Consider the following 12373-nt stretch of genomic DNA (forward strand, 5'->3'; position numbering starts at 1 on the left):
ATATTGCCTGTAATAGCCTTTATAGGTCGTGGTTTGGCCTGTCCTGTCGGGATATTCCCTCTTCCCATCCTCCGCAAAGTACAGGGAAATTCCGGAAAAATCCGTACAAAACGATGCCTTAATCAGAAGGCAAACGGCACTAATTAAATGAATTTGTAAACATGGGATTGTGTGGGCGGATATGACAAAAAAGATCCCCTGGCTGGCGGTATACGGGTTTGGTGCCCACATCAAATCCACACATGATAAACTGATTGTTTTACAGAAAGGACGCTCTGAAGAATATCCGCTTCAGGATATCAGGCACCTGCTCATTGTCGGAGGACACACGGTAAGTTCCACGACCGTGTCCCATTTAATGAAAAACGGATCGTACCTCTCCTTTTTCGACCCTGACGGAACCCCGGTCGGGAGCGTCCGGCCGCCCCATGGGAACGGCATGGATCATGAGATCCACCGGCTGCAGGAAGAGCTCCCGCAGCAGCGCTATGCAATAAAAATTGCTCAGGCAACCCTTCATTCACACCTTGTTGCAATCGGGAAATTCCAGGCACTGTGCGACCGGGATCTTTTGTATGCCGGCGAACTCGATATTCTCCACAATGCACTCGATGAATTTGAATACCTGGTAAAGATGGATGAGATACGCCGCTTGTCAAACCTGACCTCAAAAATGTATTATGAGATTATGGCCCGGATTATTCCGGAAAAATTTAATTTTAAACAGCGGACGGTCCGTCCCTTAAGCGATCCGGTCAATGCGATGCTTTCGTTCGGGTACGCCATGCTCTATGGTAACTGCATGATTGCCGTTATCGGGTCCCACCTGGATCCGGATTGTGGCCTGTTACAGGAAGGACCGGGTGCACTGGTCAAGGATCTCATTCATCCCTTTACCTCCGGGATGATCGACCCCGAGGTCTGCCGGATTGCCAGAAGTACCCTCACCGCTCAGGACTATGAACAGACTGCTACCCGGTGTATGCTCACGGATCTCCGCATAAAAGAGTTAATCGGGACGTTTAAGGAGACCATTGACAACGGTAAAATCGACAACCAGGTACAAAATTACCTAAATGCCCTGCAAAAGACGGATGATTTTACCGTGTTGTATTGAGCTGGCCTTCCGATTTAATAATTGAAAACTCGTCGTATTTCTTTACCGGGAGATCCTGTGTTTTTATCTCCCGGATCACTGCGCGGGGACAGCTGAAGAGCATTGAGGTGAACTTTTCAAGGATCATGGGTTCAGCAGTTGCAAAGATCTGTACCCTGCCATCGGTAAGATTGACGACCGTACCGGTAACCTTCAGGTCCATGGCAATCTTCCGTGCACATGCCCGAAAACCGACTTTCTGGACTCTCCCGGATATGAGGATCTCAATTGTTTTCATTCACGCATCCCCTGCATGATCTGGATTGCCAGTCCAAGCTCATCGAATACCTCGTCTCTCAACGAGGATTCCCGTATGGTTGTGGCGGTGTCTATCGCGCTATCGAGGATTTCCTGAGCGGGATGTTCGTACCCTGCTGCGAACATTTTCATGGCGAGATTACATCGCACAAATGCCCTTTTCGAAAGAGGACGGATAATCCCCGACACATTTATTGCATTGGCTAACATCCGTTTTGAAAGTTTCATATCGCCGCGTTCGCGGAACTGGATGGAAAGCCGGCAGAAAAACAGGGCCTGCCGGCTCCGGTCAGGGATGCCCCGGACTGCACGCTCAAGAACCGGGATCTGGCCCGAGGGGCAGCCCTGTTTTATCACCTTATCTGAAAACGCAATAATTTTTGGAAGATAAACACTCCTTTCCGGAGAATCCTCATATCCAATCTGGGACAGACGGATCTGTCGTAGTTCATCATCCTCAATCTGGAACAGCTGCCGGGCAGCTTTCTCAAGATAGGACGGATTATTTTGCTTTTTATAGAGTACTGATAGTAACCGTGCTACTTCACCATGAAGGGTATCTGAAATATACGGGATATTGAGAGTTTTTGAGCATCCCTCCACTTTTTTTAAGAGATACAGGGGGATCGTTTCATCGCAACTCTCAATCGAGATGGGGATAATTTCCAAAAGAAGAAGGATCTGATCATAGGGAGATTCGATCTTTTCGATAGCACCGGTAATTGTCCGGACAAACGGGGCACATTGTTCTTTATCTTTTTGTACCAGGGGATAGGCCAGAATCAGGGTTCTGACGTACTCTGCGGGACGGGAGTGTTTTTCTGCGATATCATGCACGAGGGATATAGCTGTATCCAGAGGTAAAATTTCGCCTAATCCCGCAACTGCCATAACAATCTGGCGCCGTGCAACCGCATCGTTCTCCGGTCCGACAGCAGGTAATCCGGCAAGGCTGTCATGCAGGCATTGTTGCGCGTTTATCGGATCTATCGTGCTGTATCCAACCGTTAAACCGGCCAGGATCTGGATTTTCTGGTGTTCGGCTGGCAGGTACTGAACTGCAGAATAGGTTTCATCGAGGATCTGACATGCCCGTACTGTTTCATTTATCCGGAGTGCTGAATCTGCGAGAATGCAAAATCCCCTGAGTTGTGCAAACGGATCCTGTGCAAGGTCAAGGAGCCGCTTTGTCAGGTCGATAACCCGAAGTCCGGGTCTTTTTTGGTAATGTTCCAACAGGAGATATGCCATGCTTTCGTACGGGTCTGATGAATCGGGATGATCGATCGCCTCCCCCAGGCCTGCAACGATCCGGGTCATCATGGCATCGCGTTCGCAGGAATTTGTAATTTCAAGAGTGTACTGCGCAAGCGGGATGAGATAATACCGGTTGAGATCCTTTTTTGAAGAACTCATAAGGATATCGATCATTCTGGCGAGTTTTATGGAATCGAGAGGCTTACGATTCCCGACATTAAGCAGAGCCAGTCCCCGGTCAAAGGGACGCAACAACTGATCCAGGGAAATCAGGATATTTCCCTCACCTGTCGGCTTTTCGATACGATCGCATCCGATCCGGACGTAGGCCTCCGCTATACGTTCGTACAACTGCATCCTCATCGATGGATCCGTAATATCCTGTGCCAGTGTGTACGCTTCCTCAAGGGCCCCCGAATCGCAGGTAACAAGCGCATATTTCAAAACCCCCTCGGTAATATTTGTCATTGCATACCCGGCAAGATCCTGATCCTGGAGTAATCCGCTCCAGTTGCGCATTCGTAACAGAAGATCGAGATCGCCATGTGCTGCAGCAAAACTGGCTGCAGTATCAATGATACTGCTCAATATTGCAGACCGTATCGGAAGTCCTTCGATAAGACAGGTAATTCCCAGGGCCTGTTGAAGAAGGTCGCGATCTCCGGACCGGACACCGATTTCAGCAAGGGTCAGGACAATTCTGGAAAGTGCCTGCTCACTGATGGCTTGATCGGGGATTGATTTTGCCAGATCTACGAGGAACTGAGAGTCGCAGGCATCCAAAAAGCCCCGGTTAACAAGACCCGTCACAGCCTCCAGAATAAGGGAATCGCACCGGGGATGACAGGCCACCAGTTGTTTGAAAGATTCCCCGTGGGTTATAATTTCTGAAAACGGCAGGGTGTGGACGATCCGTGAAATCGCCTGGGAGATAATTCCAGAGGATAGAGACCTGTCAACTCTTGCAAAAAGCGCAGCATCCCGGGAAAATTTTTGGTCGTGCCGGACGCCTTGGACGATCAAATCCTGAAGGCACAGTGTATATACATGCAAATTACCAGCAGGCCCGGAGACTTTCTCAAACAACAGGATTGCGTTTGGATAATCATTTAGAGATAGCAGGCTCTGCAAAAACTGAAGATAAATCCCGGGACGGTTACTGACAGGAGAGATCTGTTCAAGACACAAAATCAGATCCAGAAGAGGCTTGGACGAGGCAACATTTCGGGCAACGACCTCACCAGCCCGGATTATATCCCGGATCAAGATATCCTCTTTTTTCGGAGAAGCCTTGAGGTACTGGATCGCTAGCGTCAGGTACCATGGATCGCCGGATCGTTCCGCAGCAGAGAGGAGCCCCGGGATCACCAGGCTCGTTGCCGGAGGATAGTTACCACACAAAGATTCCAGCAGTGGTGAAATCCGGGTTTTGTCCGTTTCCACCATGAGAAATTGTTCGATCAGGGCACCAATCAGATCGTTTTGACCCTCTTTAGGAAGGCCCGAAAAATGATTGAGAAACTCCGGAACTGACAACAGATCCCTGCGGAAACCGGACTTCATACCGGTGCTGATGATATGCCGGATAGCTTCCCTTCGTTTCAGGGTCTGGGGGATTTCTGCGGTGAGCCGGATGCTGTCAAAAAACAACGGGAGATCGTTTTTATTGATCGCTACCGCTGCATACGCCCGGGCAAGATCCGAATAGCACAGGGCACGTTTTGATGCATCGGTTACTTCAGTTAAGAGGCCCTGTGACCGATTCAACCGGGTAAGATCGTTATGAGCGGTAGCCCAGGGAATAAGTAACGGGATACTCCGTACGATACCTTCTGAACGATATTTCTTAAAGGAGATACGGGGGAGGCAGTCGAGACCCTCGGAAATAAACCTCGCTTCCGATTGTACAACGCCGGCTGAAATCAGGAACTCTGCGATCTTTGCAGTAATTCTGGACCGGACACTTTTCTTTCCCACACACCCGGAGACGTGATCGAGAGCGTCAAACCACCGTTTATCTCCGGTGGAAACATACCGCTCCAGAATACGGGAAACAAGATCGTCTACACTCACGGGGGATATATCGCGAAGAACGGATACTAGTTCAGGCCGGTTATTCTTCAGGGCAAAGTCCACGATTGCAGAATTTACCAAGCACTGGACAGAATCACGGGCCTGTTTTCCTTTAACGTTCGCCACACCAGAAATTACGGATTGTACTGAGGGCAGATCACCGGCTTCGAGTGCCGTAGTTAAGGTTTCAATAAAAATTGAACATTTTTCCATTGTTATATCACATTGCAAAGAACCGCGCGGGATAGTGTCAGATTGAGTGAAATGCTATATATAAGTTATCCATACCCCATTTAATTAATTAATAGTAATTTTAAAAAAAAATCGAAAATCGGCTGTTTTGGAGAGTTATACAAGATTGATTGCACTTAATCATACGACACGTAATTCACAAGAAAAATACAGAATCATAAATTAAAAAGAATAAAAAAATGGCAATCCCCTGTGTCTGTCGTGACAGATACTCCTGGATAGGAGGATAGCATTGAAAAATTGCTACATTTTCCAGAATCCAAAAAAACAGAACTGTTTTTTTTAAGAGATTCCGATGTTTCCGAATCATACCAGGATCAAAAGCGAAAAACAAATCCCCTCAGGTATGCCCAAGAGGTACCTTCATTTCCCACAGATCGCATCAAAATTCAGGTATACCTGACTGCCGTCCTGCGTATGACTGACCTCAGGATGCCACTGAAGGCCGTATATTTTTTTATCCGGGAGGGCTATTGCTTCGACGTCGCAGATGTCAGAGCTGGCAAGAACAGAAAAACCTTCGGGCACATTACATACTTCGTCCGCATGAGATGCCCAGACGGATATTTTTTCTGGATATCCTTTGAGGATATCATCGTGTTCACGGATATTGACATCCACCGATCCATAGCCGCCGGATTTACCCGGCCTGACCTCCCCTCCAAATTTTTTTGCGATGATATGAAGGCCAAGGCAGATCCCGAGCACCGGGATTCCCAGATCCAGGTATTCGGCACATACCCCGGCGCGTCCGATATCCGGGCCCCCGCCAAGGATAATCCCCCGGTATTTTGCAGCGATCTCCTGAGGGGGCGTAGTATTTGAGACGAGTGCAACTTCGATATCCAGATCCCTCAGGGCACGATGGATCAGGTGGTTAAACTGACCATGATTATTGACAACGCAGATAGGAAGCATTGTAATACCTACTATTGGGCAGGGGGACTATTAAGACTGCTTAACTATATGCTTCGACCGTTGCGAGGATCTTTTCCTGAATCTGCTGCGGAGTATACCCCATCATATATGCAAGGCACATCGCACCCCCGGCTCCGGTCCCTTCTTTTACTTCTCCCTCGCAATAACGGGCAAGGCCGGGATGGCCCAAGGTCCCAAACGAGGGATCGACATAACAGATGCCAACCCCTATACGCGATGCAAGTTCTTCCACATTTGCGGATCGGTCCTCCTTTACATAAATCGTCGTCGCAACCGTGGGCAGTGGCCGGCCCATGGCCTTTAGTACGGCACAGACAGCAAGCATCTGGGTCCCCCCGGCAAGTACAAGCGTTCCCGCATACGATTCGGCAATGCCCGCGGCCACCGGTATCATGGGGTCCCCCACCCGGCAAACAATTTCAAGAGGATCGCCAACTGGTTTTTTGGCGAGCCGGGCCAGGGCTTCCTGACAGAGAGCTTCTTTGTTGTTGACGGGATTCTTCACAAAACTGCTGCTGACCGAGGCGGGATACCCAAGTGCACGCAGGACACATAACGCAGAGGTCGTCCCTCCGGGGACACATTCTCCAAGGACGAGCAGGTCGCTTGTACGGGAAAGGAATCTGCCAATTTCTCTGCCATGGGCATAGAGGGTTTTTGCCTGAGGCACAGCATCTCCCTTGCGGGGATCGTTTCCCGGTTCCCCGAGCGCATCGATAAAGGGAACCGTCATACGGTTTTTCAATCCGGCATTGATGAAAAGCGGGGGAATGCCCGTCAGCTCTGTCATGGCCCGGGCAATTGTCGCGGGTGTCGGACAACCGGTGGGTGTGTTTGGTTTGAGGGGGAGACTGGTGATCCGGCCGGTGGTAACCAGTTCTGCATCGAGATTGGGGGTGAGAAGCGTCTTTTCAGGATCCGGTCCCGCCCCGGATAAACCGGGTATTGTCGAAAGGAGCGTATTTCCCAGGATTACACTGAATATCGGGCGTTCTGGTGAACAGGAAGGCACATCTCCGGTAATAAACGGCATATTGATCTGATGATCCTTTTTCACGTAAGGGGGTTTGAAGATATCGTCACCCGTTTCGGTCGCGTTTAAGTAAAGGAGCGGACAAATACCACGCAGGTACCCGGGCGGATATGAAGGTTATAAAAACCGGAAACTATATCCGGGAAAACCTCAAAAATCATTCTACGGTTCATCTCCCCCGTCACGTGATTCTTGCATGAAGTCAATCCTTGCCCTTTTGCAGTTTACGACAATCCTTCCCTTGGGAAAACCCCGGGAGTTCGATGCGTTCGCACGACAATCCTGGTTGTATCCCCTTGCGGGCTATGTAATTGCACTTCTTGTTGCAATTCCCGTTTTTTTTATCAGTGACAAAACGCTCGCTGCAGCAGTAGCGGTCGCGGGAGTGATCGTTCTTTCCGGGGCCCATCATTTTGACGGATTACTGGATACCGGTGACGGGCTGATGGCGCACGGCGACCCTGAAAAACGGGTTCACGCACTCACTGACCGTTATGTAGGAGCGGGAGGGATTGCGGCGGGAATTATCGTTACACTCCTCCTCTTTGCCGGTTTTCAGGCAGCAGTTTCTCTTATCACGGTATTGATTATCGGAGAGGTAGGGGCAAAATTTTCCATGGTATTCCTAACCGTGTACGGATCTCCGTTTAAAGAGGGTATGCACAGCTATCTCCACCAGTTTGCACGACCGTATTTCCCGCTGTTATCGCTCCTGCTCTGTATTCCCCTGCTGATTCTTCCGGTATCTCCGCTCCAGCTTGCAGGAGCGGGCATTATGATGGTCCTGTGTCCGGTTATTCTCCTGAAGATTGCGGAAAGCCGATTCGGAGGAGTAAACGGAGATATCGTGGGGGCATCAAACGAGATCACCCGTGCCCTTATCGTTGTGCTTGTGGCAATTCTCTAAAAGACATTATGACACGCTCATTCTTTTTGAAATAATTCCCCGGCACATTTCAGTAACGGATATGCAGGGAAACAACCCCATCAGGCTGCGCTAAACATGATAGATGGGTATTCAGCCACCAGAAGATCCCTGGAGAATTCCGGTTTTGTTTTGACAGGAAATCTTACTCTTTCGTGAGAAATGATAACCCGTGAAAAAACGGTTTCCACCCCATACGACAGGGGTTTTGGAACGGTCTCTCACAGGAGGGAGTAAACCTCTCTCAAAACCAGAGAGGAAAAACCCGCCCGTGATATATTAGAAAAACGGGAGCGTTTAATACAACCTCATATACCCTTCATTGCTGTCATCGTCACATTCAACAGCGGAGCCATCCCGGACAAGCGTGTTAAACAGGAGCGCTGCTTCCATCATGACCTCATCTGCGGCACCGCGCTGACGGAGATCGGTAAGGGCCCGGGCCTGAGGCGCGGGTGCAACCCGGTTTCCCACGCGGATGCCGCGGCAATGCCGGCAGTACGCGCATGTACTGTATACTGACACTTTACCGCCGGTACAATCTACCATGACCTGATTTTTCCCGGAATCACGCTGGAAGGGTATTGTCTTCATGCAAAAGAGAATACCCTGACATCAGATATGAGAATATCGATACAGATCTTCACCTGAAAAGACAGCCGCGGAATCGAAATACTTTAAATAGATGCGTCTCATATATGTAATGCTCGCATAGACAGACGGTATGCGGATTATCCCTCAAGGGGAGGAACATTACATGGCAGCTGATAAGCCCCACATGAATCTGGCTGTTATCGGACACATTGACCACGGAAAGTCAACTACCGTTGGCCGCATGATGTTCGAGACAGGTGCAGTACCTGCACACATCATCGAAGCCTACCGCAAGGAGGCTGAATCGAAGGGTAAGGCGACTTTTGAATTTGCATGGGTCATGGATAACCTCAAGGAAGAGCGTGAAAGAGGTATCACCATCGATATCGCACACAAGCGGTTCGATACACCCAAGTTTTACTTCACTGTCGTCGATTGCCCCGGACACAGAGACTTCGTCAAGAACATGATCACCGGTGCATCGCAGGCCGATGCAGCAGTTCTTGTCGTTGCAGCTCCCGATGGCGTCATGGAGCAGACCAAGGAACACGTATTCCTTGCCCGGACACTCGGTATCACCCAGATCATCATCGCCATCAACAAGATGGACGCAGTAAAATTCGATGAGAAGCGGTTCAACGAGGTCAAGAAAGATCTGTCCGAACTTATCAAGATGGTAGGATACAAACCCGAAGAGACTCTTTTCATCCCGATCAGTTCGCTTCAGGGCATCAACATCAAGACAGTCAGCCCCGAAACCCCCTGGTACAAAGGGCTTGCACTGATTCCGGCTCTCGATACATTTAAGGAACCCTCAAAGCCCACCGACAAGCCGCTCCGCTTACCGATCCAGGACTGTTACAGCATCAGCGGTATCGGAACTGTACCGGTTGGCCGGGTTGAGACCGGTGTCATGAAGAAAGGTATGAAAGTCTCCTTCATGCCGGCAAACAAGGATGGAGAAATCAAATCCATCGAGATGCACCACGAAGAAATCCCCCAGGCGGTTCCTGGAGACAACGTCGGGTTTAACGTCCGTGGTATCGCAAAGGGAGATATCCGCCGTGGCGATGTCTGTGGTCCCGCAGAACAGCCGCCAACTGTTGCCGATGAATTCACCGCACAGGTTGTCGTGCTCCAGCACCCCAGTGCAATCACCGTTGGTTACACACCGGTCTTCCACTGTCACACAACCCAGACCGCATGCACATTCATCGAACTCAAGAAGAAACTCGATCCCCGCTCTGGCCAGACCAAGGAAGAGAACCCCACGTTCTTAAAGACCGGTGATGCGGCAATCGTCCAGATCAAGCCGACGAAACCGATGGTCATCGAGAACGTCAAGGAACTCCCGCAGCTGGGCAGGTTCGCCGTCCGTGATATGGGATCGACCATCGCAGCCGGTATGTGTATCGCCATCCAAGCAAAACAGATGATTAAATAAATTTTTTTGGTGATCATCATGCAAAAAGCCAGAATTCGCCTGACAGGAACTGATTTCAATAAAGTAGAGACGGTCTGTGACAGGATCCGCGAGATTGCCGAACGCACAGGTGTGAATCTGGCTGGACCCATCCCGCTCCCCACCAAAAGACTTGTTGTACCGATTCGGAAAAGCCCCGATGGGGAGGGAACTGCAACATTCGACCGCTGGCAGCTGCGCGTACACAAGCGGCTTATCGACATTGATGCCGATGAGCGGGCACTTCGCCAGCTGATGCGGATCCAGGTACCGAAAGATATCGGTATTGAGATTGTCTTAGAGAGTTAAACGTTCGGTACGTGGAACGCACTGCGTTTCCCTCCGATACGATATAAAAAATTTTACTTTTTTGTTCTATGGAACACCCAAACTAAAAGAAAACATAAGATCCTGCGAACAGATTAAATAATTAGTTATAGACATTTTCAGATTTCTGAATTTGGAAAAGTCTTGCGTTGAGCTCACCATAAAATTTTCTTTTCAGGATAGGAATTTTTTCCAATAGTTTTTCTCTGCGATAAATAATGTCCTTGAACTAACAAACCTTTTTTGAGGGTACGTAACTCATTTTGTTTTCAAGACCGGAGATGGGAGATATCATAAAAAGCGTGAAGATCTTCATGGATCAATCGATAAATTGTTTCAGAATTATTTCCTCAATCTGTAACGTAACTCGTGAACTTTTGGATTTAGTAAAATTAGAAAATAATTTTTCTTCCTACTAGGTATCGCGGATATGATGGATCGAGGTAACCAATCAGGTGATTGTCCGGTTACTCTTTCTTGAATTTGTCGAAAAACACTACTTTCTTGGTCTCTTTCTTTGCCGCGATAGCCACATCGTCCGGCAGGCCGGCAGGAACAAGAGATACAAGGGTGTATTTTTCAGGAACATCGAGAAGTTTCCGGATATCCTCTGCGTACTCCTTTTTGTCGCCGGCAACCCAGCATGAACCGACACCGTACGAGTGTAATCCGAGAATCAGGTTCTCGGTTGCCGCACTGCAGTCTTCGAGATAATACTTGGCTGTGCGTTCTCCAAACACCACAAAACAAACCGCAGCCTCCGAGATGAATTTGCCGTGATCCGTAAGTCCGGCAATCTTTCCGAGTGTCCCTTTATCCCGCACAACTCCTATCAGCCAGGGCTGGAGATTCATGGCGGTAGGCGCATGCACCGCGCATTCAAGCGCCTCGTGAATGAATGCCTCGTCAACAGGCGCCGGCTTGAATTTCCGTATGCTGTGGCGGCCCTTGATTACTGCCGTTATAACATTCATAGAACGGATATGGAAAAATATGGGATAAAAATGTTGTGTCCGTGCCAAAAAAGGGATTACTGCTCTCTTTTTACCACGAAGAGCAGAAGGGCAGCTATTGCGATCAGGGAGACCGCCACATCAAAGCCCGGAGCGAACGTGGGGGAGGTCGTTGCTCCGGTGGTTACCGGTACTGCAGGCGCCGTTGTCGTAATGGCAGGTGCCGTGGTGGCAGCACTCGTCACCATAGTCTTCGGAGTCTGGGTTGCCGTAGTTACCGTTGTTGACGGTTTTTTGGTGGTACTGACCGGAGTAACCTGTGTTGTAGGACTTGTAGTAGGAACATTCACGGCTATGAGCGGGTTCTGGTCCTGGTTGAGTAGGTGTGTGGTCTGGCTCTTGGTCTTGCCGGTGGCACCGTACTCATCGTTCATGCTGTTAACATTGCATTCGGCCCAGATCGTATAGGATCCCGCAGGGTAGAGCGCGTTGCCGGTATCCCAGATAGGATTTGTCTGATAGTACTGTGACGAGGTGGTTATCCCGATGTTTTCCAAGGATGTTGTTGTCCCGGCTGAGTTCATGAGTGCTGTGAAAACACCTCCGTTTGGAGACTGAACTTTTAAGGTGACGGGTGCCGAAGCTCCCCTCTGGATAGAGATCGCATCAAGATTAGAGTCAATCCGGAACCTTACCTCATCGCCGCGGGGGACCCATCGATCCGTTACGTCGACATTGACCGTTGTATCCTCTACCCGGATGGCAAGTGACGGATCTGCAACTAAAAATGCCACGCCATCAGCATTCCCCGCTGCATTCAACCGGTACCATGAACCGGTATATGCACCGAACTGCGAAGGAAGGACATAGAAGCTGGAGGGGTTTGAGACCGGTATTTTTACATCGGGCGAGCTTGTTGCTATCGCTGCACCGGATGCCCACCACCCGATCTGTGTATCGCTTCCCATTGCGGGTGCGACATTCAGATTGCTTTCCCCGAGAAACACCGTATTTCCCTGCGAGATTGTCCTGAGGTCTCCGGCTACTGCCGGCACGCACAGCAGGAGCAAAATTCCAATGAGGATAAGTCCCCGTATCGCGATCTTCTGTACCATAACCATCAATTCGGTTTTGGTTGTAAAAA

At 49.6% G+C, this 12373-nt stretch carries 11 protein-coding genes; 4 read left to right on the forward strand and 7 right to left on the reverse strand.

Annotated features, from left to right (window positions below; all coding sequences use genetic code 11):
- The first annotated feature begins 181 nt into the window (after nt 1-181).
- Complete coding sequence (gene cas1, locus BP758_RS10225; protein ID WP_292370782.1) at nt 182-1117, forward strand: CRISPR-associated endonuclease Cas1; 936 nt, start codon at nt 182-184, stop codon at nt 1115-1117.
- Here cas1 and BP758_RS10230 read toward each other — a convergent pair.
- The 4 genes from BP758_RS10230 to cobT all read right to left on the reverse strand — a co-directional run bounded on the left by BP758_RS10230 (nt 1101) and on the right by cobT (nt 6968).
- Nucleotides 1101-1394 carry an acylphosphatase gene (locus BP758_RS10230; RefSeq protein ID WP_292370783.1) on the reverse strand — a complete coding sequence of 98 codons (294 nt, stop codon included), beginning with the start codon at nt 1392-1394 and terminating at the stop codon, nt 1101-1103. The two genes, cas1 and BP758_RS10230, sit on opposite strands and share 17 nt — an antisense overlap.
- Complete coding sequence (locus tag BP758_RS10235; RefSeq protein WP_292370784.1) at nt 1391-4957, reverse strand: hypothetical protein; 3567 nt, start codon at nt 4955-4957, stop codon at nt 1391-1393. The genes BP758_RS10230 and BP758_RS10235 overlap by 4 nt, the downstream gene beginning before the upstream one ends.
- Nucleotides 4958-5359: 402 nt before the next feature.
- Nucleotides 5360-5914 (reverse strand): GMP synthase subunit A, encoded by a 555-nt coding sequence (locus BP758_RS10240; protein WP_292370785.1) that lies wholly within the window; start codon nt 5912-5914, stop codon nt 5360-5362.
- A gap of 40 nt (nt 5915-5954) precedes the next feature.
- Nucleotides 5955-6968: a nicotinate mononucleotide-dependent phosphoribosyltransferase CobT gene (gene cobT, locus BP758_RS10245; protein WP_292370786.1), complete on the reverse strand. Its 1014-nt coding sequence runs from the start codon at nt 6966-6968 to the stop codon at nt 5955-5957.
- 196 nt (nt 6969-7164) lie between these two features.
- On the opposite strand from cobT, the gene cobS reads away from it, so the two are divergent.
- Nucleotides 7165-7875: an adenosylcobinamide-GDP ribazoletransferase gene (gene cobS / locus BP758_RS10250; RefSeq protein ID WP_292370787.1), complete on the forward strand. Its 711-nt coding sequence runs from the start codon at nt 7165-7167 to the stop codon at nt 7873-7875.
- A 315-nt stretch (nt 7876-8190) separates the two neighbouring features.
- Here cobS and BP758_RS10255 read toward each other — a convergent pair whose 3' ends face one another.
- Nucleotides 8191-8367 (reverse strand): hypothetical protein, encoded by a 177-nt coding sequence (locus tag BP758_RS10255; protein ID WP_292370788.1) that lies wholly within the window; start codon nt 8365-8367, stop codon nt 8191-8193.
- A 283-nt stretch (nt 8368-8650) separates the two neighbouring features.
- On the opposite strand from BP758_RS10255, the gene tuf reads away from it, so the two are divergent.
- Together tuf and rpsJ are read left to right on the forward strand one after the other, a co-directional pair.
- Nucleotides 8651-9931 carry a translation elongation factor EF-1 subunit alpha gene (tuf, locus tag BP758_RS10260; RefSeq protein ID WP_292370789.1) on the forward strand — a complete coding sequence of 427 codons (1281 nt, stop codon included), beginning with the start codon at nt 8651-8653 and terminating at the stop codon, nt 9929-9931.
- Between the two features lie 18 nt (nt 9932-9949).
- Nucleotides 9950-10258, forward strand: coding sequence for a 30S ribosomal protein S10 (gene rpsJ, locus BP758_RS10265; protein ID WP_292370817.1), 309 nt, complete (start codon nt 9950-9952; stop codon nt 10256-10258).
- Nucleotides 10259-10743: 485 nt separating this feature from the next.
- Here the strand turns inward: rpsJ and BP758_RS10270 are convergent, their stop codons facing one another.
- Nucleotides 10744-11250, reverse strand: a complete 507-nt coding sequence (locus BP758_RS10270) for a nitroreductase family protein (protein ID WP_292370790.1) — start codon at nt 11248-11250, stop codon at nt 10744-10746.
- A gap of 56 nt (nt 11251-11306) precedes the next feature.
- Entirely contained in the window at nt 11307-12344 is a 1038-nt protein-coding gene (locus BP758_RS10275; RefSeq protein WP_292370791.1) for a DUF3821 domain-containing protein, read from the reverse strand.
- Between the last annotated feature and the right edge of the window lie 29 nt (nt 12345-12373).

This window comes from Methanoregula sp. UBA64 (assembly GCF_002502735.1).
Lineage (GTDB): Archaea > Halobacteriota > Methanomicrobia > Methanomicrobiales > Methanospirillaceae > Methanoregula.

Coding starts and splice junctions, on each gene's coding strand:
- BP758_RS10230 (WP_292370783.1), bottom strand. CDS start 1,394: ATGAAAACAATTGAGATCCTCATATCCGGGAGAGTCCAGAAAGTCGGT.
- cas1 (WP_292370782.1), top strand. CDS start 182: ATGACAAAAAAGATCCCCTGGCTGGCGGTATACGGGTTTGGTGCCCAC.
- cobT (WP_292370786.1), bottom strand. CDS start 6,968: ATGCCGTTTATTACCGGAGATGTGCCTTCCTGTTCACCAGAACGCCCG.
- BP758_RS10235 (WP_292370784.1), bottom strand. CDS start 4,957: ATGGAAAAATGTTCAATTTTTATTGAAACCTTAACTACGGCACTCGAA.
- BP758_RS10275 (WP_292370791.1), bottom strand. CDS start 12,344: ATGGTACAGAAGATCGCGATACGGGGACTTATCCTCATTGGAATTTTG.
- rpsJ (WP_292370817.1), top strand. CDS start 9,950: ATGCAAAAAGCCAGAATTCGCCTGACAGGAACTGATTTCAATAAAGTA.
- tuf (WP_292370789.1), top strand. CDS start 8,651: ATGGCAGCTGATAAGCCCCACATGAATCTGGCTGTTATCGGACACATT.
- BP758_RS10240 (WP_292370785.1), bottom strand. CDS start 5,914: ATGCTTCCTATCTGCGTTGTCAATAATCATGGTCAGTTTAACCACCTG.
- BP758_RS10270 (WP_292370790.1), bottom strand. CDS start 11,250: ATGAATGTTATAACGGCAGTAATCAAGGGCCGCCACAGCATACGGAAA.
- cobS (WP_292370787.1), top strand. CDS start 7,165: ATGAAGTCAATCCTTGCCCTTTTGCAGTTTACGACAATCCTTCCCTTG.